General features: G+C 45.9%; 19 protein-coding genes and 6 pseudogenes. 2 read left to right on the forward strand and 23 right to left on the reverse strand.

Annotated elements, in window-relative coordinates; genetic code table 11:
• Positions 1 to 4: 4 nt before the first annotated feature.
• The 12 genes and pseudogenes from rplN to rpsJ all read right to left on the reverse strand — a co-directional run bounded on the left by rplN (position 5) and on the right by rpsJ (position 5,450).
• Entirely contained in the window at positions 5 to 373 is a 369-nt protein-coding gene (gene rplN, locus JCM17471_RS08985) for a 50S ribosomal protein L14 (protein WP_054777608.1), read from the reverse strand.
• A 33-nt stretch (positions 374 to 406) separates the two neighbouring features.
• A pseudogene (gene rpsQ / locus JCM17471_RS08990) lies at positions 407 to 671 on the reverse strand (30S ribosomal protein S17).
• Between the two features lie 20 nt (positions 672 to 691).
• The gene (gene rpmC / locus JCM17471_RS08995) at positions 692 to 886 is read right to left on the reverse strand and encodes a 50S ribosomal protein L29 (protein WP_054777610.1); all 195 of its coding nucleotides are present in this window, start codon (positions 884 to 886) and stop codon (positions 692 to 694) included.
• Complete coding sequence (gene rplP, locus JCM17471_RS09000; RefSeq protein WP_054777611.1) at positions 876 to 1,310, reverse strand: 50S ribosomal protein L16; 435 nt, start codon at positions 1,308 to 1,310, stop codon at positions 876 to 878. Before rplP ends, rpmC begins: the two co-directional genes overlap by 11 nt.
• 2 nt (positions 1,311 to 1,312) lie before the next feature.
• The gene (rpsC, locus tag JCM17471_RS09005; protein WP_054777612.1) at positions 1,313 to 1,978 is read right to left on the reverse strand and encodes a 30S ribosomal protein S3; all 666 of its coding nucleotides are present in this window, start codon (positions 1,976 to 1,978) and stop codon (positions 1,313 to 1,315) included.
• Between the two features lie 13 nt (positions 1,979 to 1,991).
• Positions 1,992 to 2,345: a 50S ribosomal protein L22 gene (rplV, locus tag JCM17471_RS09010; RefSeq protein WP_054777613.1), complete on the reverse strand. Its 354-nt coding sequence runs from the start codon at positions 2,343 to 2,345 to the stop codon at positions 1,992 to 1,994.
• Between the two features lie 17 nt (positions 2,346 to 2,362).
• The gene (gene rpsS, locus JCM17471_RS09015; protein ID WP_054777614.1) at positions 2,363 to 2,644 is read right to left on the reverse strand and encodes a 30S ribosomal protein S19; all 282 of its coding nucleotides are present in this window, start codon (positions 2,642 to 2,644) and stop codon (positions 2,363 to 2,365) included.
• Positions 2,645 to 2,684: 40 nt separating this feature from the next.
• Positions 2,685 to 3,518: a 50S ribosomal protein L2 gene (gene rplB / locus JCM17471_RS09020; RefSeq protein WP_054777615.1), complete on the reverse strand. Its 834-nt coding sequence runs from the start codon at positions 3,516 to 3,518 to the stop codon at positions 2,685 to 2,687.
• A gap of 32 nt (positions 3,519 to 3,550) precedes the next feature.
• A complete protein-coding gene (gene rplW / locus JCM17471_RS09025) occupies positions 3,551 to 3,835 on the reverse strand; it encodes a 50S ribosomal protein L23 (RefSeq protein WP_054777616.1) in 285 nt (94 codons plus the stop codon).
• Positions 3,835 to 4,458, reverse strand: a complete 624-nt coding sequence (gene rplD / locus JCM17471_RS09030) for a 50S ribosomal protein L4 (protein WP_054777617.1) — start codon at positions 4,456 to 4,458, stop codon at positions 3,835 to 3,837. Before rplD ends, rplW begins: the two co-directional genes overlap by 1 nt.
• 23 nt (positions 4,459 to 4,481) lie before the next feature.
• On the reverse strand, positions 4,482 to 5,114 hold the full coding sequence (rplC, locus tag JCM17471_RS09035; RefSeq protein ID WP_054777618.1) for a 50S ribosomal protein L3: 633 nt from the start codon (positions 5,112 to 5,114) through the stop codon (positions 4,482 to 4,484).
• Between the two features lie 27 nt (positions 5,115 to 5,141).
• Positions 5,142 to 5,450: a 30S ribosomal protein S10 gene (rpsJ, locus tag JCM17471_RS09040; RefSeq protein WP_003567567.1), complete on the reverse strand. Its 309-nt coding sequence runs from the start codon at positions 5,448 to 5,450 to the stop codon at positions 5,142 to 5,144.
• A gap of 440 nt (positions 5,451 to 5,890) precedes the next feature.
• Here rpsJ and JCM17471_RS09045 point away from each other — a divergent pair.
• Positions 5,891 to 6,438: pseudogene (locus JCM17471_RS09045) on the forward strand (cysteine hydrolase family protein).
• A 101-nt stretch (positions 6,439 to 6,539) separates the two neighbouring features.
• Here JCM17471_RS09045 and JCM17471_RS09050 read toward each other — a convergent pair.
• The 11 genes and pseudogenes from JCM17471_RS09050 to JCM17471_RS09100 all read right to left on the reverse strand — a co-directional run bounded on the left by JCM17471_RS09050 (position 6,540) and on the right by JCM17471_RS09100 (position 19,380).
• Entirely contained in the window at positions 6,540 to 7,967 is a 1,428-nt protein-coding gene (locus JCM17471_RS09050) for a 6-phospho-beta-glucosidase (protein WP_054777619.1), read from the reverse strand.
• A gap of 18 nt (positions 7,968 to 7,985) precedes the next feature.
• The gene (locus JCM17471_RS09055; RefSeq protein ID WP_054777620.1) at positions 7,986 to 8,708 is read right to left on the reverse strand and encodes a GntR family transcriptional regulator; all 723 of its coding nucleotides are present in this window, start codon (positions 8,706 to 8,708) and stop codon (positions 7,986 to 7,988) included.
• A gap of 81 nt (positions 8,709 to 8,789) precedes the next feature.
• Positions 8,790 to 9,110 carry a PTS lactose/cellobiose transporter subunit IIA gene (locus JCM17471_RS09060; RefSeq protein ID WP_054777621.1) on the reverse strand — a complete coding sequence of 107 codons (321 nt, stop codon included), beginning with the start codon at positions 9,108 to 9,110 and terminating at the stop codon, positions 8,790 to 8,792.
• Complete coding sequence (locus JCM17471_RS09065) at positions 9,110 to 9,433, reverse strand: PTS sugar transporter subunit IIB (protein WP_054777622.1); 324 nt, start codon at positions 9,431 to 9,433, stop codon at positions 9,110 to 9,112. The genes JCM17471_RS09060 and JCM17471_RS09065 overlap by 1 nt, the downstream gene beginning before the upstream one ends.
• A 31-nt stretch (positions 9,434 to 9,464) precedes the next feature.
• A pseudogene (locus tag JCM17471_RS09070) lies at positions 9,465 to 10,912 on the reverse strand (PTS sugar transporter subunit IIC).
• Between the two features lies 1 nt (position 10,913).
• Positions 10,914 to 12,292: pseudogene (locus tag JCM17471_RS09075) on the reverse strand (glycoside hydrolase family 1 protein).
• Positions 12,293 to 12,559: 267 nt separating this feature from the next.
• Positions 12,560 to 13,021, reverse strand: coding sequence for a universal stress protein (locus JCM17471_RS09080; RefSeq protein ID WP_054777623.1), 462 nt, complete (start codon positions 13,019 to 13,021; stop codon positions 12,560 to 12,562).
• A gap of 51 nt (positions 13,022 to 13,072) precedes the next feature.
• Positions 13,073 to 14,326 carry a carboxylate--amine ligase gene (locus tag JCM17471_RS09085; protein ID WP_054777624.1) on the reverse strand — a complete coding sequence of 418 codons (1,254 nt, stop codon included), beginning with the start codon at positions 14,324 to 14,326 and terminating at the stop codon, positions 13,073 to 13,075.
• Positions 14,327 to 14,777: 451 nt separating this feature from the next.
• Positions 14,778 to 16,676, reverse strand: coding sequence for an asparagine synthase (glutamine-hydrolyzing) (asnB, locus tag JCM17471_RS09090; RefSeq protein ID WP_054777625.1), 1,899 nt, complete (start codon positions 16,674 to 16,676; stop codon positions 14,778 to 14,780).
• Positions 16,677 to 17,352: 676 nt separating this feature from the next.
• Positions 17,353 to 18,440, reverse strand: a pseudogene (locus JCM17471_RS09095) (metallophosphoesterase family protein).
• 25 nt (positions 18,441 to 18,465) lie between these two features.
• Positions 18,466 to 19,380 (reverse strand): 1,4-dihydroxy-2-naphthoate polyprenyltransferase, encoded by a 915-nt coding sequence (locus JCM17471_RS09100; protein WP_054777626.1) that lies wholly within the window; start codon positions 19,378 to 19,380, stop codon positions 18,466 to 18,468.
• 76 nt (positions 19,381 to 19,456) lie between these two features.
• Between JCM17471_RS09100 and JCM17471_RS09105 the strand changes: the two are divergent.
• Positions 19,457 to 20,421 (forward strand): annotated as a pseudogene (locus JCM17471_RS09105) (polyprenyl synthetase family protein).
• Positions 20,422 to 20,661: the final 240 nt, after the last annotated feature.

Genomic DNA, 20,661 nt, shown 5'->3' on the forward strand with positions numbered 1-20,661 from the left:
ATGATTAAAGGACTTCGGGTGCTAAGGAAACGATCTTCATGAAATCGCCGTCACGTAATTCACGTGCCACTGGTCCAAAGATCCGAGTCCCGCGTGGGCTCTTGTCAGCATTGATGATAACAGCTGCGTTTTCATCAAATTTGATATAAGAACCATCAGCACGACGCGCACCAGACTTAGTCCGGACGATTACAGCCTTAACAACATCAGACTTCTTGACAACGCCACCTGGTGTAGCTTGTTTTACAGTTGCGACTACGATGTCACCGATGTTACCAGTCTTGCGGTATGAACCCCCAAGCACTTTGATAACCAATAATTCGCGAGCACCAGAGTTATCTGCTACTTTAAGACGACTTTCTTGTTGAATCACGGGTTGGTCCTCCTTTCATCACGTTCAAATAATTTAGATGATAACTGCCTTTTCGACAACGTTCAATAAACGGAACCGCTTATTGCGTGATAAAGGACGAGTTTCCATGATCCGAACAATGTCGCCAACGTGAGCGGCATTTTCTTCATCGTGAGCATAGTACTTCTTTGAGTACTTCACACGTTTTGCCATATACAGGATGTGTCTTATAAGTGCTGACCTCAACTGTGATGGTCTTGTCCATCTTATCAGAGACCACACGGCCTTGATAAACCTTACGATGATTACGTTCTTCCAAGGTAAATGTCTCCTTTCCGTTTATTTATTGACTTCTTGCTGCCGAAGGACGGTTTTAATCCGAGCAATGTTTTTGCGAACTTGCTTTAAGCGAGCGGTATTTTCAAGTTGACCGGTAGCTTGTTGGAAGCGCAGGTTAAACAGCTCTTCTTTATATTGCTTTTCCTTGTCGAGCATCTCAGCAGTGGTTAATGCAGTAATTTCCTTAGCCTTCATTTGATTGCTCACCTACTTCCTCGCGTTTCACAATCTTAGTCCGAACTGGGAGCTTGTTTGATGCCAAGCGTAATGCTTCACGAGCAACGTCTTCTGGCACACCAGCAACTTCGAACATGATCTTTTCGCGCTTAACTACAGCGACCCAACCAGTTGGTGCCCCTTTACCATTACCCATACGAACACCAACACCCTTTGTGGTGTAGGACTTATGAGGGAAAATACGAATCCAAACTTTCCCACCACGCTTCATGTAACGAGTCATAGCAATACGAGCAGCTTCAATCTGACGGTTGGAAATCCAGTGTGATTCGAGCGATTGAAGCCCGAATTCGCCAAAGTTTACTTCTTTGCCACCTTTGGCAGCACCACGCATCTTACCACGGAATTCGCGGCGATGCTTTACACGCTTAGGTACTAACACGATTAGTTTCCTCCCTTCGCATTATTGTTACGATTAGGCTTATCAGGTAATACTTCACCCCGATAAATCCACGTCTTGATACCGATCTTACCATATGTGGTGATCGCTTCTTGCCATGAGTAATCAATGTCAGCACGCAATGTGTGCAATGGCACTGTCCCATCAGCATAGTGTTCGCGACGAGCAATATCTGCACCGTTCAAACGGCCAGCAGCTTGCGTCTTGATACCCTTAGCACCGGCACGCATTGTCCGTTGCATTGCTTGACGCATAGCACGACGGAAAGCAACACGTTGTTCGAGTTGACGAGCAATGTTTTCACCGACGAGCTTAGCATCTAAGTCAGGCTTCTTGATTTCAACGATGTTAATGTGAACCTGACGGCCAGTTAACACGTTTAATTGCTTACGTAAGTTTTCAACTTCCGCACCACCCTTACCGATAACCATCCCTGGCTTTGCAGTATGGATAGAGATGTTGACGCGATTTGCAGCGCGTTCGATTTCAATTCTTGAAACAGAAGCATCAACTAACTTTTCGTTGATGTAGTTCCGGATCTTTAAGTCTTCGTGTAAGAAGGTAGCAAAGTCTTTATCAGCGTACCACTTTGCATCCCAGTCACGAATGACACCGACACGGAAACCAACTGGATTAATCTTTTGACCCACGCGTTATCCCTCCTTATGCTTCTTTTTCGGAAACAACCACTGTGATGTGGCTAGTCCGTTTGTTGATTGGTGATGCACTACCCTTGGCACGAGGACGGAACCGCTTGAGGGTTGGGCCTTCGTTGACATAGGCTTCACTTACGTATAAGTTTTGCGCATCTAAGTCATAGTTATGTTCTGCATTCGCAATAGCGGACTTGAGAACGTTAGCAATGATTGGTGAACCTGCCCGTGGGGTAAATTCAAGAATTGCTAATGCTTCAGCAACGTCGCGATCACGGATTAAGTCGATTACCAAACGCGCTTTGCGAGCAGCAATCCGAACGGTTTTAGCCGTTGCTGTAGCGGATGTAATTTGATCAGCCATGATTTATTGCTCCTTTCTTAGCGCCCTTTTGACTTCTTATCGTCATTGGCATGTCCGCGGAATGTACGAGTTGGTGCGAATTCGCCCAACTTGTGACCAACCATGTCTTCAGAAACGAAAACTGGGACGTGCTTACGACCATCATACACGGCGATGGTGTAACCGATGAAACTTGGGAAAATGGTTGAGCGACGAGACCAAGTGCGAATGACTTGTTTCTTTTCGCTGTCTGCCTGTGCGTCAATCTTATTTAAAAGATGCGCATCGGCGAAAGGTCCTTTTTTAAGACTGCGACCCATTGTGTGACCTCCTTTATTTCGCGTATTAACGCAAGGTTAATTACTTGTGCTTACGGTGACGAATAATGAACTTCTCAGACTTAGCTTGATGACTACGAGTCTTCTTACCAAGAGTCTTCTTACCCCATGGAGAAAGAGGAGAAGGACGACCGATAGGAGCTTTACCTTCACCACCACCATGAGGGTGATCGTTAGGGTTCATAACTGACCCACGAACTGTTGGACGGAAACCTAACCAACGCTTGCGACCAGCTTTACCGATATTGATCAATTCGTGTTGTTCGTTACCAACTTCACCGATTGTGGCACGGTTGCGGGCTAAGATCATACGAACTTCACCAGAACCCAGACGGACTGTAACGTACTTGTCTTCCTTACCCAATAATTGAGCAGAAACACCAGCAGCACGAGCAATTTGGCCGCCCTTACCTGGCTTCAATTCGATGTTATGGATTGTTGTTCCATCAGGGATGTTTGATAATGGCATTGCATTACCAATCTTGATATCAACATCTTCACCACTGACAACCTTGTCGCCAACTTTTAAGCCTTTAGGTGCGAGGATGTAGGCCTTAACCCCATCTTCATAATGTAATAATGCAATGTTAGCTGTACGGTTTGGATCGTATTCGATCGCTGCAACTGTAGCAACAACATCGTCTTTTTGGCGCTTGAAGTCGATCACACGGTAGAATTGCTTGTGACCACCGCCACGATGCCGAACTGTGATATGACCATGCGCATTACGACCAGCGGTATGGTTCTGGCTTTCAAGTAAAGTCTTTTCAGGCTTTTTCTTGGTGATTTCAGCGAAATCTGAACCAGACATGTTCCGACGGCCGTTTGTCGTTGGTTTGTACTTAATAATCGCCACGATTTTTCCCTCCTATGTGCAAATTTTTGATACTAGTCTTCAAAAATCTTGATGCTGTTGGAATCAGCAGTCAATGTAACAGTTGCCTTACGGCGCTTACGGGTGTAACCCACAAAGTTACCTTGGCGCTTCTTCTTACCGCGAACATTTGCGATGTTAACGTTCTTAACGTTGACGTCGAAGATTTCTTCAACAGCCCGACGAACTTGGGTCTTATCAGCGCGAACGTCGACTTCGAAAGTGTACTTGCGGTTATCCATATTAGCCATAGATTGTTCAGTTACAATCGGGCGTAAAATGATGTCGCGTGCTTCCATTATGCAAGCACCTCCTCAATCTTTTGGAGTGCAGCAGATGTCACGATTAACTTGTTGTAGTTAACAACATCTAATACGTTAACACCGTCTGCAGGGATAACTTTCACGTTAGGTAAGTTCCGTGCTGCAAGTGCTGCAAAGTCATTGCCGTCTTCAAGGACAACTAAAGCCTTTGTATCAACATTTAAGCCGGAAAGTACTTGTGCGAATGCCTTTGTCTTAGGTGCGTCGAATGCTAATGCATCAACAACAACTAAGTCAGCGTCAAGCACCTTTTGGGAAAGAACGGACTTGAGAGCCAAGCGACGAACCTTCTTAGGTAACTTGTATGCGTAACTACGTGGGGTTGGTCCGAAGACGATCCCACCGCCACGCCATTGTGGAGAACGGATTGAACCTTGGCGGGCACGACCTGTACCCTTTTGACGCCAAGGCTTGCGTCCACCACCAGAAACGGCTGAACGATTCTTAACAGCGTGTGTACCTTGACGAAGGGAAGCGCGTTGCATCACTACTGCGTCAAACACGACGTTTTCGTTTGGTTCAATTGCCCAGATGGTATCGTTTAATTCAACTGTCCCGTTTTGGGAACCATCTTGCTTAAATAAAGTAACGTTTGCCATGCGTATATATCCTCCCTTCTAAACTATTTAGCCGCTTTAACAGCGGTACGTACGGTAACAAATGACTTGTTGGCACCTGGCACATTACCCTTGATTAAGAGTACGTTGTGTTCGAGGTCAGCAGAGATCACTTCAAGATTTTGCATTGTACGGGTGTTGTTACCCATCCGACCTGGTAATTTCTTACCCTTGAAGACTTTGTTGATGATAGCCCCAAGAGAACCAGGACGACGGTGATAACGAGAACCGTGAGCCATAGGACCGCGAGATTGGCCATCCTTCTTGATGTTACCTTGGTAACCGTGACCCTTGGAAGTACCGGTGACGTCCACGATGTCGCCTGCTGTGAACTCATCAGCCTTAACTTCTGCGCCTACTTCATATTCACTAAGCGCAACATCGCGAATTTCTTTAATGAAGCGCTTAGGGGTTGTGCCAGCCTTTTTAGCATGGCCTTGGGAAGGCTTGTTGGTCAGAACTTCACGCATGTCGCCAAAACCTAATTGCACTGCTTCGTAACCGTCAGATTCAACAGTCTTAACTTGCATTACAACGTTAGGTGTGACGTCGATAACGGTAACTGGAACTAATTCGCCGTTTTCGGTGAAGACCTGAGTCATGCCAACCTTCTTACCTAAGATTCCTTTTCGTGTCATGGGTACACCTCCAATTTCTATTTAGAATTATAATTTAATTTCGATGTCGACACCGCTTGGCAAGTCGAGCTTCATTAAAGCATCAACTGTCTTTGGTGTTGGGTTAACAATATCAATCAACCGCTTGTGTGTACGCATTTCGAATTGTTCCCGTGAATCCTTGTACTTATGTGGAGAACGGAGAACAGTGTAAAGTGTACGTTCGGTTGGCAGTGGGATCGGACCAGAAATTGTAGCACCTGTGCGCTTTGCAGTTTCTACGATCTTATCTGCAGATTGATCTAGAATCCGGTGTTCGTAAGCCTTAAGCCGGATCCGAATCTTTTGTTTTGCCATTGTGTGACCTCCTTCGTCTATTATCAGTTAGTAGACTAGCTCCGTGAAAATTACCAACTCGCCCCCGTGGCAAAGCGGCCGGGCGTGTCGCAACCTTTCACATCCACGCTATCGATGTCTTCCATCTTCAGTGCATACTATTCCCGTAAGAATCAGCACTTTAGATAGTATACAAAAAAGGCTGTTAAAACAAGCTTTTTGCCAATTATGTGGATGATTAACCAACGATTGCTAGAAAACAACTTGCTTAGCTTATCATGAAAAGAATATCGGCGCAAGCACAGGGTTCACATCACAGCCTGAATCAAGCCCTTGATGATACTGATTGCTTATGAAAATCGCGCGATGAAAAATATTTAGCCGCTACCTCACCCTATCACTTGACGCACACGGCTGAAGCCAGTATGGTTAGGCTATTCCATATGAAGGGGTGTCAAGACATGAATGAAGCATTAGTGATCATCGACTACACAAATGATTTGTTGCTACAAACGGTGCACTCACCGCGGGCCGACCTGCGCAAGCCATCGAGGACGCCATCGAACAGCTGGCTGAGCAATACGCGCGCGCCGGGAAATTTGTTTTTCTACCGACCGATGTGCACACGCCCAATGATCCGTTTCATCCGGAGACCAAGCTCTTCCCACCTCACAATGTGCGTGATACTTGGGGCCGCGAGCTTTACGGCCAGTTAGAACCTTGGTATCGCAGCCAGGCGGACAATGACAAGGTGATTCAATTCGATAAGACACGCTACTCCAGTTTTGCTGGTACGCCGTTTGATCTGCTGCTGCGTGAGCGCAAGATCGATCACCTACACTTGGTTGGTGTCTGCACGGACATCTGTGTCCTGCACACGGCAGTTGATGCCTATAATCTGAACTATGACCTAACTATTCACCAAGACGCTGTGGCCACATTCAAGCCAGGCGGCCAGGAATGGGCACTGGATCACTTCAAGACGGTCCTGGGTGCATCCGTGGTCTAATGCAATAAAAGAGCGTTGCGACAATTCCCATTGGGTTTCGTCGTAACGCTCTTTTTTATGACCGCCAAGTCTTCAGCGACACTGACAATCACTTTCTACTATTATAAGTCCTCACCTTGAGAGGCAATGACCTGTTTGTACCAATAGAAGGAATCTTTCTTCAAACGATTCATTGTTCCCTTACCTTGGTCATCCTTATCGACATGAATGAAGCCATAGCGTTTCTCCATCTGCCCAGTGCCGGCACTGACGATATCAATCGCAGCCCACGGTGTGTAGCCGATGACAGGAATGCCATCATCCAGAATTGCTTTCTTCATCTGTTCAATGTGCTGACGCAGGTAGTCGATGCGGTAATCATCGTGCACCTTACCATCAACGACGGTATCACGAGCGCCAAAACCATTTTCGACAATGAATTGTGGCAAGTGATAGCGGTCATACATCCAGTTCATACCATAACGCAGGCCTTCTGGATCGACGGACCAACCCCATTCGGAATTTTCAAGGAATGGATTCTGAATGTCGCCCGTGTGATCTTCATAGTCGTAATCAGGATTGTCGTCAGTCGCGCGAACTGTCTTTGACATGTAGTAACTGAAGCCGATGTAGTCGACGGTACCGTGCGCCAGGTTATAGCGGTCAGCATCAGTGATATCTGGCCGAAAACCCTTCTTAGCAAAATAAGCCTCCATGAAGACAGGATACTCACCATGAGCGTGCACATCAGCAAACCAATAGCGCTTTTGCATCGCCTTTTCAGCCATCATGATATCACTTGGCTTAGAGTCCAGGGGATACAGTGGCACCATGGCAATCATACAGCCAACTTGCATCGATGGATCGATTTGGTGCGCGTGTTGCACCGCAATCGAGCTGGCAACCAATTCATAGTGTGCCGCTTGGAACATCAAGGCTTCAGCATCTTCACCGGGCTCCACCTTAATCCCCGAATTCGTGTAGAGTAAGAATTCGTTGTTGTAGTTGGTCTGGTTATTGATTTCGTTGAATGTCATCCAGTACTTCACTTGATCGTGATAGCGATTGAAGCAGACATCCGCGAACTTCACGAAGAAATCAATCATCTTGCGATTGCGGAACCCACCGTATTCCTGAATCAAATGAAATGGGATTTCAAAGTGTGACAAGGTCACAATGGGTTCGATACCGTACTTCTTGCATTCCGCGAAGACATCATCATAGAATGCCAGACCTTCTTCATTAGGTGTGGCTTCATCGCCGTTTGGAAAAATCCGAGTCCACGCGATGGATGTCCGGAAACATTTGAAGCCCATCTCGGCGAATAACTTAATGTCTTCTTTATAATGATGGTAAAAATCAATGGCTTCGTGATTCGGATAATTGTTGCCTGGCTGCACACCATCCGTAATCGTGCGTTCCGTGTGGGCATCGCCAGAAGTCATCACATCGGCAATTGAGATACCTTTGTGGCCTTCTTGCCAGCCACCTTCAAATTGGTGCGCAGCAACGGCGCCACCCCACATAAAATCTGGACTTAATTTTGTCATTGTCATCCTCCTGTTCATTTAAAAATCATTAACGTCAAGCACGGTATAAGATCTTCGGTCGTAGACATTGCGTGCTGTTGAGTACTCGATATTCTGCCCATTAATTAACCAAATGAGCTGTTCAGTCTCAAGAACAGGTGTGGTCTCTCCCGCTTTGAGATATTGTTGATCCAGTTCATCCGGCAGATCAGCGTGAATTCGCCGATAAGCACCACCAAATGTGAGATTCAAGTCTTGGTGTAGAAACATATAGAGTGACTTCTCAAGAATTTGGCGTGAGAGATTCGGGACCAGGCGCACCGGTAGGAATGTATGCTCCAAAATAAACGGTTCATCGTCTAATAGTCGTAATCGGCGAATATCATAGACGGCCTCATTCTCAGCAATCCCGAGCTTGTCTTGCAAGTCTGCATTGGGAAAAGCAACCTCAAACTTAATAATCTGACTGGTGACACGTTCACTACCCTGCTGTTCAGACAACCCGTCAAACGCATTCGCAGGCGAATCATCCCGATCACGCAATGCAATGTCACCAAGAACATAGGTACCTAGACCGGACTTCTTATAGATCAGTCCCTCTCGAGCAACTCCGTCCAGAGCCTTTTTAATTGTAATTCGACTGACACCGAACTCCGCGGCCAATGCGTTCTGGTCGGGAAGCAGCGTTCGCGGTGGATAGACATTCGCAATGATACGTTGCTTAATCTCATCAGCCACACGTTGATATTTTGTCTGTGCCATTCTTTTTATCCATCCCCATATCTGATTTAAACCCTATCACTCATTCTATCAGATAGCGAATCAATATCGAATGACAAGCGACTAATGCTGTTCTGCCAAACGATGATAAAGATCAATCATGGTTGCCGCCATATCCTTAAAAGTTAGTGACGTCATCAGCCAGTCCTGCGCATGCACCATATAGAGGTTCACTTCAGTATGTTCGCCTTGTGCTTCCTTCGTCAACATGTCGGTCTGGATGTTGTGGGCTTTGCCGAGTGACTCATCGGCAAGTTTTAACTGTTTATCCGCCTCTTCAAAGTTTCCGGCCTGTGCTGCCTGAATGGCCTGCATCGCAAAGTTCTTAGCATTGCCACCTTCCATAATCAAACCCATGACAACTTGCATCTGTTCATCTGACATTATTTATCTCCCAATAACTCTTCTGCTGTCGCTAAGACATTCTTCCCATTCATCATACCGTAGTCCTGCATATTGATGACCGTCATAGGAATCCCTGCTTTATCTGTCTTCTTCTTCACATCACCTTGCATGTAAGCCACTTGAGGTCCGAGCATTAAGACATCTGCATGCCCATGTTCAAGTTGATTATCGATGTCGGAGGCAGAGGTAGCGAAGATTTCGTAGTCCTTGCCTGCTTCTTTAGCAGCTGCTTGCATCTTTGACACCAAGAGTGAGGTTGACATGCCCGCAGAGCATGCCAGCATAATTGTTTTTTCAGCCATAATAATTTTCTCCTTTTCAATTCAGAAATGTCTATTTGTTTGCTTCTTCTTGTTCTTTTTCAAGTTCTTGTGCGAGTAAAACTTGATCATATTTCTTAGCAAATGGCCAATAAATCCCAACTGACATCAACAGCGTAATTGCTTGCCAAAGGGCCATCTTCCAACCACCAATCAGGAAACCTGAAATAATCGCTGGCGTTGTCCAAGGTGCGGCAAACCCGTTAAGTGGTGGGATAATACCAAAGTAAATGACGAGATAAGTTGATAACGCTACGATGACAGGTGTTAAGAAGAATGGAATAGCAAGGAATGGATTCATAACTAAAGGTAAGCCAAACAGGAATGGTTCATTAATGTTGAACAGACCGGGAATAAATTCAACTTTCCCAATTGTCTTTAATTGGACTGATTTGGCAGCTACCAGTGTGAAGACAACTAGCCCAATTGTGATTCCTGAACCAGTCAGATTGATGAAGTTGTTGTAGAACTCGTTGGTTACAACGTGTGCACCATTAGCAATCGTCAATTGGCCAGCCTTGAAAAGATTAGCATTATCAAACGTATTAGGAATCAACAGGCCACTGGTAATGGCACCCATAATCAAGCCGCCATGAACCCCAAAGAACCAGAAGAATGGTACTAAGAATCCAATAATCAAAGCGCCACCCAATGAATCGGATAAACCTTGTAATGGCGTTTGCAGTACTTTGTAGATGAATTGCAGCACATCAGTATTGCCTAATCCCTTAAATCCGGCATAAATCAACATAGAGACAATGAGAATAACACCAGAAGGGATCATCGCTGTAAACTGATTGGCAACGTTGGCCGGCACTTGTTCTGGCAATGTGATTTTCCAACCTGCCTTCAACATAGAGGTGTAACCCCAACCGACTAAGATACCGACAATAATGGCAGCAACCATCCCCTGTCCGCCGAGCCAAGTAATGTTGATGACGCCTGAGACGGGTGCGGAGAGAAAGCCTTGTAGTGCCTTTGGTAACTTATCAACGTTCTCAGCCACGGCCGAGCCAGACATCACAACATTGCCTGCAGCATTAGTGATACCTGTGCCCGCTTTGCCCATAGCGCCAACAAGTGGGCTTGAGATCTGTAACATCTGAAGGATTAAGAAGCTCGCTAATGCCGTCAGCCCTGCTGGCAGTGCTTCATACCCCTCATTGCGGACATACACGTAAGCAATACCGACAACGGCCCATACAGATAAAATTCCAAAACTCATTGTATAAGCTTGGTTAAAGAATGCTGCCCAACCCGAAGCTTTAATTGCGGCTGCAACTGCTGGAATTGGCACGTTGGATAAGATCAAGAAAATTGAACCAATAATAATAATGGTAGGGCGTAAACCATCCCATCTTGTAATGCTCGAACTGGACGGGTATTGACGAACTTCATGATTGGCGGCAGGATTTTTTCACTGACGAACTTGCCCACAGCACTTTGCTTTTGATTTTCCATGTTACAATTCATCCCCATTTTCACTCAAAATTTGTTGGAACCAATAAAATGATTTCTTCGGCACACGTTTCATATCTCGCAGTTCTATATTCGTGCGATTCACATACACCGCGCCGTATCGCTTGCGCATATCACCGTGTGAACTTGGAATATCAATCAACCCCCAACCCAGATAACCCAAAACCTGGGCGCATCTTCAAACATGGCATCCTTCATTGCGCGGATGTGATCACGATGGTATTGAATCCGTAAATCATCTTGGATTTCGTGTTCACCGTCCCACTGTTCATCAATGCCAATTCCATTCTCAACTGGAAAGACGGGAATGTGATATCGATTGTAAAGATCTGTGATGGCTAATCGAAAACCGGTGGGATCAATGCTCCAGTCCCACGCATTACTTTCCAAAAATCGGTTTTGTTCAAAAGCGACATTCAAGTATCGATTAGGTACAAGATTTTGTGGTAATTTATCGGCATTAATTGTTCCTGTACGATAGTAACTGAAGGCCAAGAAATCTGTTTTCATGGCTGCTAGCGTTGATTCGTCCTCTACTTGCCAGTCAAATTTGATATCGTGATTTTGAATGTAGGTCATCACTTCACTCGAATAATGGCCTGTTGCATAGACCTCATTCAAATTCTGATAAACAAATTCATCGTATTGTTGTGCAGCCAAAACGTCATTTGGCTTGGAGGTAGCAGGATAAATAGGTGTGTAAGCCAACATACCGCCAATCTTGACATCAGTAAATTGTTGATGCACATACGCTGCGACTTTGGCATGCGCAAGCATTGTATGGTGAAAAATCGTATAAAGATCATTCACACTCTGATCACCACTTGTATAACCCGCAATGTGGAAAGCTTCATCGGTGAAATAGAGATTATGCTCATTAAAAGTCAACCAATACTTCACGCGATCACCAAAGTGATCAATCATTGCTTTGGCGTAGCGGACAAATGCATCAACCGTATGCCGTGACATAAAACCGTTTTCATTATTAGCTAACGCCAAAGGCATGTCGAAATGGTATAAGCAAATCATCGGTGTGATTCCCCGCGAAATCATTGCGTCCACGACTCGATCATAATACGCGATTCCTTCCTGATTGAACTCACCGTCGCCATCTGGCACAACTCGTGACCAAGAGATTTGGATACGATACATATTCATGTGCATATCTGCCATCAAATCAAGATCTTCTTCGTAACGATGGTACTCGTCGATAGCATCATGCCAATCACTACTCGTCGAAGTTGCTTTACGAACATCATAAACAGATAACCCTTTGCCATCGACATTCCAAGCACCCTCTGTTTGCACACTAGAAACTGAATTCCCCCAGAAAAGATCCTTTGGCATCTTCCTTTGTGTCATTGTCTCCCCCCTAATTTGAAACCGCTATCTTGATAACAATTTCAGTATAGCGCTTGGTACATATAAAAATCAATACTTTATTTTTTAAAAGACATGTTTTTTAAAAAAGCAGATCAAAACCCTTTGGTGGTAACAAAAAAGAGCAACGACAAAAATCTGTAGATTTTGTCGTTGCTCTTTTTAAATCATTAAACTCAATACCATTCATCAATCGGCGTGGACCGTGTTTGCCAGTGACTACCTTTCAGTCAGCTCATGTTTTTGAGTTTAGCGCACCACAATCACTGATGCTTCAGCACTGCGCATAATTTCACTGGCCACACTACCGATGTGCAAGTGACCGCGTTGCTTATGTGAACCCAGGATGATCAAATCAGGTTTGAATTCTGGTAATACCTCATCCAGGATGACACGTGCTGGCTTACCTTCACCAATAATGGGTTGGGCATCTTGAACACCGAAACGTTCGGCCTTTTCAACATACGTATTCAAGTGTGCGGCGATCTCTGAGCGGCGTGCACTCAAGATATCTGGTGAGAGTGATTGATAGATATTCAAGTCACCGGTCTCGAGCACTGAAACGATGCCCAGGGGAATGTTATAAATTTTCGCGAGGGTGCTGGCGTAGTTGAACGCCCGGCGCGAAGATTCATCATCATCGTCGTCAACTGCGAGCAGTAGGCGGGTAAAATGCATGGATTCGACTTCAAATTCTTCTTCTGTTGCCATTGTAACTCCTCCTTCGATTTAGGTATCCCTAACATTAATTAGTGTAGCACATTAGCCCTTATTTTCGGCAAAAAATTGCTTGTAACGGCCAATATAATTATGGAACATATACTTCATTAAGACCCAACGCTTAGGGCTCATGTCTTTCTTGTAGAAGACTGTTGTGCCCCATTGCCCCTTGTTCAGTAATTCGAGTGCTTCTTGCTTAGCAGGGTTGTCCGCTGCGTATTGCTTGAAGACCTTGTTGGGAACACCCAACCAGAGCTGATACTTGCTCTTGTCTTGATTACCGTAGACAGTTTCAGCATCCGCCAAATCACCAACCACGTAATCACGCATTGGCCAGCTTGCCAAGTTATACCCGTTCAAGGTCACGAAGAAGCTACTCCGACCCTGGCGAATATTGATTTCAAATAACTTGAAGGTCTTATCGCGTTCGTCATACTTCATATCGAAGTTGGCAAAGCCGGTAAACTTGATCTCTTCAAGGAACTTTTGCATCTTGTCATACAAATCTTGATTGTATTCAGGCAAGATCGCGACATAGTTCCCAATCGCTGCAGGGGTTGGGTCTTCCAGTAATGGGTGACCCAAGCACATCATCTTCACCTTATGATTCTGGTCAACATAGGCGTTCAGCACGCGCATGTTACTGTCATCACCGGGGATGAAGTCTTGCAGAATCAAGTCAGATTGATAGCCGTTATCATAGATCTTACCGATGACGGTGTTCAGCTCAACTTGTGAGTGGATGGTGAAGGCCTTCTTACGCCCTTCAAAGTGAATGTCTAACCATTCCACAGAGTTAGCTGGCTTTAAGGCAACCGGGAAGTCATAGGGTGAGGCAATCGCTACACCACTCTGATACATCGCCTTGGTGATAATCTTGGTGCCAGGGTATGGCAAATCATACTCGTCACAGACCTGGTAGAAGCTTTCTTTGTTATTCAAGCGTTTAAGCAAATCATAATCAACATATGGGCAGACGAACGTCTTGCTGAGTTCATCCTTGTGCTTAGAAACTAATTCGGCATAACCGTCCCCACAGGCGATCAGTAAGATCTTTTCCTTGTGGTCCCTATAGGTTTCTGCAAGTTTCCGCATTTCTTCAATAAAGTTTGGATCAGCGTCGAAATCTTGAACCAAGTGGACGTTGACAATCTTTGAAAAACGGGTTGGTGCCAGTTGTTCGCGCGCATAAACGTCAATCACAGCGCCGGTTAATTCATGAAAAGAGCGCGCCATCCCATAAACGTTCATGTCACTCCCCAAAAGGATCGGGGTAAAATTAGGTACTTCTGTCATCTATACTTTCTCCTAACGATTCGCCGAAATTGGCAAGATTCACCTGTGCATTATACCACAACCAGCATGGGCTTTCAGAAATTGCCGGGAATTTTGCCTGAAATCAGCATAAAAAGCGTCTTTTTTCCTGTCATTCCCCTAGTGCTTGTGCGCCACCAGTGAGATCAAAGTAACTTTCATAGGGTTGATAGCGTGATAATCCTGTCAAACGGCCACGATTCACCCCTATTTTATGCCAACGCAGGGGGCGACATGACACAGGTTGTGCCCTCACCATTGTGGGGGCACAACCTCTCGTGATAAAAACCAAACCCATGTGGGGGCACAACATAAACGCGTTCCAAAAGGCAAAACATTCCGGTTAGCTCATCTTTGCCAAACCCACAACCCGGCTTCTAGCAAAGATATTGCTAATCCTCATGTTCTAACCGGGGATTGTCGCGCTCTTTAATTATGCATACGCCTTATCTGCGTCAGGAACGAAGGTTGGTAATTCTTCGTCGATGAAGAAGACCTTATACCAAACCAAGAAGGTGTAGATGGTCCAAACCTTACGGCGGTCATCACTTTCTTGACGGAATGTCTTATCCAAGATATCAAGAATAGCATCTTGATCAAAGAATTCAGAAACCCATTCTTGTTCAAATAAGTTGCGCACTTCCTTGTAGAAAGGTTCGTCTTCTAACCATTGCTTGATTGGGACAGGGAAACCGAGCTTTTCACGGTCTGCCCATTCCTTTGGCAAGTGGCGGTTAGCGGCTTCACGCAGGGCATACTTACTGTTTTCAGCGTTCAACAAGTACTTGGTTGGAATGCCTTCTGCCAGCGCGGCCACTTCTTTATCAAGGAATGGCACACGCAGTTCCATGGAGTTGGCCATGGCAAGCTTATCAGCCTTCAACAGAATATCCTTTGGCATGAATTGGTGAATATCAAGATATTGCATCTTCTTGACTTCATCATCGTAGTGACGAACCTTCTTATAGGATTCCGTCACGATTTCTTGCACAGAGTGGCTCTGTTGATAGTCAGGCTTCAAGATTGCAGCGGACTGATCTTCATTGAAGACCCGTGCTTCACCGATGAAGAATTCTTCGGCTGGTGCGGATGCTTCGTACAAGTGCAAGCGACCGTGGAAGTTAGGCATCTTCTTCAAGGTGTGAGCGATAGAATACTTCATACCCTTAGGCAGTTTCTTCAACCCTTCACCGAAGACACGAACCGCTTTACTGTGTGAGTGATACCCATAGTTGGCATAACCCGCAAACAGTTCATCGGCCCCTTCACCAGACAGAATCACCGTCACATCTTTGTGCGCTAACTTCGTCAAGAAGTAGAGTGGCACACAGGATGGGTTGGAGTCTGGTTCATCCAAGTGATATTGGATCAATGGGAAATTATTCAAGGCTTCCTTTTCAGTCACAATGTCACTGGTGTTTTCAAGTCCTAATCGATCTGCCAATTCCTTAGCAGCGTCGCCTTCGTGATACTTCTTGTTATCAAACCCGATGGAGAAGGTGTGTTCTGGACGCAACACAGAAGTGATGTATGAAGAATCCACACCAGAAGACAGCAAGGAACCGACTTCAACTTCAGAAATCCGGTGCGCATTGACAGAATCTTCAATCGACTTATCGATGGCATCGATGGTTTCTTCAAGGCTCAAGTTGTTTTCCTTAAAGTCCATATCCCAGTATTGTTGAATCTTAAGGTCGCCATCCTTCAAAGTGAAGTAGTGACCTTCTGGAATCCGATAAACATTCTTGAAGAAAGTTTCATCCAAGGCAGAGTATTGGAATGTCATATAAGGCTTGAGTGCTTCCTTGTTCAATTCCTTCTTGAACTTAGGGTGCTTCAAGAATGCCTTGATTTCACTACCGACGATGAAGGTATCCCCATCATGGTAGTAGTACATTGGCTTGATTCCAAAGAAATCCCGTGCCCCAACGAGTTGTTGCTTGTTGTCATCCCAGATCAGGAAGGCAAACATCCCGCGGACCTTTTTCAGTAACCCATCAATCCCATATTCTTCATACCCGTGAAGAAGGACTTCAGTATCTGCATGTGTCTTGAAGATATGGCCGGCAGCCAAGAGATCTTCGCGAATGCTTTGATAGTTGTAAATTTCACCATTGAAGATAATAGCCACGCTACCGTCTTCGTTCAGGATGGGTTGTGACCCACCCTTCAAATCGATAATGGACAAACGCCGGAACCCTAACGCAACGGTATCGTTGATGTATTCACCAGAACTATTTGGGCCACGATGCTTGATCATGTCCATCATATTGTTCAGTACTGGCTTCTTATTTAACATGGTTTTGTCGGCAAATGCGATGATCCCACACATAAAATAACTACCCCTTTTTGATTGCTAAAATCCATTACAAGCAATGTTACTTGTTTCAGTATAAGGGTTTAGCGCGGCCTGTCAATTTTTGATGTTCAACTTTTAAGAATCCGTATCATTTACATGCACGCCCTATTAAAAATGAATCAGACAAAAAAATAGGATTCAGATCTGATTTCGATCTGAATCCCCTAGGTCAAGGTAGTGGTTAGCGTTGGTTCTAAATAGTTTGAAATACCTGACACCTCTAACTAATATTCAATTGTCCGGACCAGCAATAGCGTTTGCTGATGTCGCCTGATAACTTGGCGTCGTTTGGTGACTGTGCACCCTATTAAATCATCTTTGTTGCTTGTGCTGCTCCGCTTGGTTCGTTGAGTCTTGTTATTAGACCCACACCTCCATGCTGTTTAGGCTTTTTCTTAGGTTGAGTGTTACAAGTTAACCAATTCAATCGGTTTTGAATTTCCAAATCCTCACGCGCTGGTGAACTTCCCCAACATTCGGTGCTTTGCTACACACCGTTAACTCGTGTGGTACAACTTAAACCTTTGATACTTGTGTGAATCACTTTGCTTTGGCTGACCACTTACCTTAACCTTGACTAAAGTATAGCATGCACTTTTGATTTTTGCAAGCGCTAACAACAACTTTTTTAAATTTATTTTTGGTGTGTTCAGTAAGCAAATCGCCGCTCTGGTGTTGCCGCCCCATAACCAAAATCGTCAGTGTCCGCTGGTTGGGATCGACACTCACCACATACCCCGCATACTCATTTGTCTGGTTGATATGGCGGTCAAAATTGCGATTGAACCGCGTGGTCAGCGCGTGGTGTCGGCCCATCAATGCACTCACATTTTGAACACTGTAGTGAATGCCGTTGACCGCGTAATCTGCTTCATAGTGGTAATGCCCCGAGAGCACCGCGATGATGTTGCCGGAGGTTGACGTAAAATCGAAATCAGCTTGACCACCAAAATCAGGATGGTTGCCCAGATTCACTGTTCCCTTCGCGTGCAAGTTGACTGCCCGCAAGAGCTCATGGACGGCCCGACCGTTATATTTCAGTGCCGGCTTACCCGACTTGTTGATCATCGGTGCATGACTCAACACCAGCACGTCTCGATCACCGGCGTCAGCGAGTACCTGAATCAATTCCTGAATCTGACCGAGTGTGACCGCCAGTGTTTTTTTGACGTCGTAATTCTTGCGGCCATTAATCCAACGCACCGGTACATCACTGGTGTTTAAGGTCACCACGCGAATCTGTGGCGTATCAAACCAGCTCAAGCCGTGGCGCGTTACCGTTGGGCCACCTACTTGGTTGGCCATCCGCGCAAATACCGCGTCATTGAACACCGCTGGATGAAAGCTGCCGGCAAACCGCCGATTCTTTTCGGCGAACTTATCATTATCGTCATGGTTGCCCTTGGCGATGACGAATGGTGTGATATCGGCAGCGTAATCACTCACCATGTTCTTCAGGCGCCATTCCGTTAGAAAACTGGGTTCAGAGCCATCAACCATATCGCCCAGGTGGACGCGCCAATCAATCGGCAATTCACCTGCCAGCCAGTGTTGCTCCTGCACGTGCCAGAAGCCATTCGGACCATAATACGTCCGGCTCAACTGAGTGCGGTCATGCGTATCTGTGATGAGTGCGAGGTTCAATGCTTCTGGTGCTAATTCAGGTTGGACGCGATCAACAAAATTTGCGAGATCGCGTTTAACAAAATGTCGAATGGCAATATTGTGTTTACGCATATTCATTCCCCTTAACGACCAAATTTTAGATATTCAATCCAACACCGACTGCCATGAAGACCACCTGTGCGAGCGTGGTGATGAGCAAATTCTTGATGGCAAAAATAAACGTCTCGCTCTTCACCGGATTGGCGCCGAATGCGCGCGCTTGCTTCATAACTAAAGGATACGTCAGAACAGTCAGCAATGCCAGTTTGGGCAATATGCCAAGCAATGACGCGAGAATCAGTAAGACATAGCCAGCATTATAGAACTCGATAAACATCGCAATACTCTTTTGGCGGCCCAGGTAAGACACAATCGTATGCCGATGCAATGTCAGATCTTCTTCTTCATCCGCGATATTATTAGCCAGCAACAACGCGGCAATCGCAAATTGGGCCAAGCCACTGGCAATCCAAATCGGCCAGATCAACGCCCAGTTGAAGGCGACTGTATCAAATGTATTCACATATACGGCAATGAGCCATATGATGAACCCCATGGTGAAGCCAGAGAAGAATTCACCAAAGGGCGTGCTCGAGATGGGGCGTGGACCGCCTGCATACAGATAGCCAACCGCAAAACTGAATACCCCCATGACCAATAGTGGCCACCCCGCCTGGCTGACCATCCACAAACCGAGGCCACCGCTGACCACGGTCATGCCAATGATCAGTGCCAATACCAGATTGGGATTGATGTGATTCACACCAATCACGTTCGTGCGCTTGCGGAAGTCATCCGCGTTGGTGCGCTGCGAGCGCCGGTAGTCCTGGTAGTTGTCATTGGCGTCCACCGCCATATTAAAAAGCAACATGGCTATAAAAAAGACGATGAGTTCGGTAAGATGTAAGTGATGGAAGTGGTACCACGCGTACAAGCTCCCCATGAGAAACGGAAAAATCGAGGCGGTTTTGGCCTTAATTTCAACTAACTCCAAAAATACTTTGACTGACATATAACTCTCCTATCCATTGACAAGGCAGCGCTTATTCCGCTATTGTCAAACTATTATCTATGTAAAGGACGAAACCATGATCTATTCACTTTGGCACCGCTATCCCGATATTTATCCACAATTGGAACACGTTCAAGCACGTTTGACCCAAAAGAGTCGGATTCGTAATCCTGCTGTGACCGAAGTTGTGACCGCTCAGATCAATGCCAGCGGCAAAATGCTGCGCAGCGGTTTAATGTTTATGTTCGCACGCTTTGGTGACCCCACGCAACCCGGTCTTATTTCGGCGGGCGCTGCGATTGAAGCACTGCATCTCGCAACGCTGGTGCACGATGACGTCCTAGATCACGCCGATACACGACGCGGTGTCAGCACCGTGCAAGCAACTTCTGGGAATCGTGCCGCGATTTATGCAGGCGACTTCCTCTTTTCAGTATACTTTGAACTTCTCAGTCAAGCGAGCCCAGATGTATCAAATATCGGGACCAATGCCATGGCGATGCGCCGAATCTTTCTAGGCGAGTTGGATCAAAACTGGACGCAAAACAATGCCGGCATCACCCAGCATCAATATTTACGCCAAATCAGCGGCAAGACGGCAGCACTATTTGCGTTAGCCACCTATCAAGGTGTGCGCGTCAGTCAGGCCGACACCAAACTCTATTGGCCAGCGTATCGCTTCGGGCGTTATCTGGGCATGGCATTCCAGATGATTGATGACCTGTTGGACTACACCGGTGACCCTAGCACAACCCAAAACCCGTGTTTGAGGATCTGAAAAACGGCGTCTACACGCTACCTCTGATTATGGCGATTGAACGTCAGCCCGCACTTCAAGAACAGCTCAAACAGCCAAATTGGTCAGACGACCAGTTCAATGCCATTGTTGCAGCAGTTCAACAATACGGCATTCAGCCAGCAACTGAACTCGCGCAGAAATACACGGATAAAGCACTCGCCACACTGCAACAATTTTCTGATTCTCAAGCCCGCGATGAGCTGCTGGCATTAACCACGATGCTGTTGAAACGAGATAAATAAGAGAGCGTGACAACCGCCGGGTAGCAATCGAGCACTAACAGAGTTTGCAATCGTATTTCTCGCAAACACAAGCCCATTCAAGCCATAAAAATAGAGCATCTGCATCGAAAATCGTAGTGATTCTCGGTGCGGATGCTCTTTTTGGTCTAAACATGCTTCAAGTTCCAACAATCTCCGTCGAGCTACTTTTCACTCGTGCCATAACTGGCACCACTAAAGTCTGACTCGTACGCTGACTTT

It is taken from the genome of Lacticaseibacillus saniviri JCM 17471 = DSM 24301, assembly GCF_001311785.1.
GTDB classification, from domain to species: domain Bacteria; phylum Bacillota; class Bacilli; order Lactobacillales; family Lactobacillaceae; genus Lacticaseibacillus; species Lacticaseibacillus saniviri.

What these genes read in the sequence shown, in the direction of transcription:
- JCM17471_RS09060 (WP_054777621.1), bottom strand. Translation starts at nt 9,110, where the DNA reads ATGTCAGATGAACAGATGCAAGTTGTCATGGGTTTGATTATGGAAGGT.
- JCM17471_RS09065 (WP_054777622.1), bottom strand. Translation starts at nt 9,433, where the DNA reads ATGGCTGAAAAAACAATTATGCTGGCATGCTCTGCGGGCATGTCAACC.
- JCM17471_RS09080 (WP_054777623.1), bottom strand. Translation starts at nt 13,021, where the DNA reads ATGGCAACAGAAGAAGAATTTGAAGTCGAATCCATGCATTTTACCCGC.
- rpmC (WP_054777610.1), bottom strand. Translation starts at nt 886, where the DNA reads ATGAAGGCTAAGGAAATTACTGCATTAACCACTGCTGAGATGCTCGAC.
- rplD (WP_054777617.1), bottom strand. Translation starts at nt 4,458, where the DNA reads ATGGCAAACGTTACTTTATTTAAGCAAGATGGTTCCCAAAACGGGACA.
- rpsJ (WP_003567567.1), bottom strand. Translation starts at nt 5,450, where the DNA reads ATGGCAAAACAAAAGATTCGGATCCGGCTTAAGGCTTACGAACACCGG.
- rplC (WP_054777618.1), bottom strand. Translation starts at nt 5,114, where the DNA reads ATGACACGAAAAGGAATCTTAGGTAAGAAGGTTGGCATGACTCAGGTC.
- JCM17471_RS09085 (WP_054777624.1), bottom strand. Translation starts at nt 14,326, where the DNA reads ATGACAGAAGTACCTAATTTTACCCCGATCCTTTTGGGGAGTGACATG.
- rpsS (WP_054777614.1), bottom strand. Translation starts at nt 2,644, where the DNA reads ATGGGTCGCAGTCTTAAAAAAGGACCTTTCGCCGATGCGCATCTTTTA.
- JCM17471_RS09100 (WP_054777626.1), bottom strand. Translation starts at nt 19,380, where the DNA reads ATGTCAGTCAAAGTATTTTTGGAGTTAGTTGAAATTAAGGCCAAAACC.
- JCM17471_RS09055 (WP_054777620.1), bottom strand. Translation starts at nt 8,708, where the DNA reads ATGGCACAGACAAAATATCAACGTGTGGCTGATGAGATTAAGCAACGT.
- rplW (WP_054777616.1), bottom strand. Translation starts at nt 3,835, where the DNA reads ATGGAAGCACGCGACATCATTTTACGCCCGATTGTAACTGAACAATCT.
- asnB (WP_054777625.1), bottom strand. Translation starts at nt 16,676, where the DNA reads ATGTGTGGGATCATCGCATTTGCCGACAAAACCATGTTAAATAAGAAG.
- rplV (WP_054777613.1), bottom strand. Translation starts at nt 2,345, where the DNA reads ATGGCTGATCAAATTACATCCGCTACAGCAACGGCTAAAACCGTTCGG.
- JCM17471_RS09050 (WP_054777619.1), bottom strand. Translation starts at nt 7,967, where the DNA reads ATGACAAAATTAAGTCCAGATTTTATGTGGGGTGGCGCCGTTGCTGCG.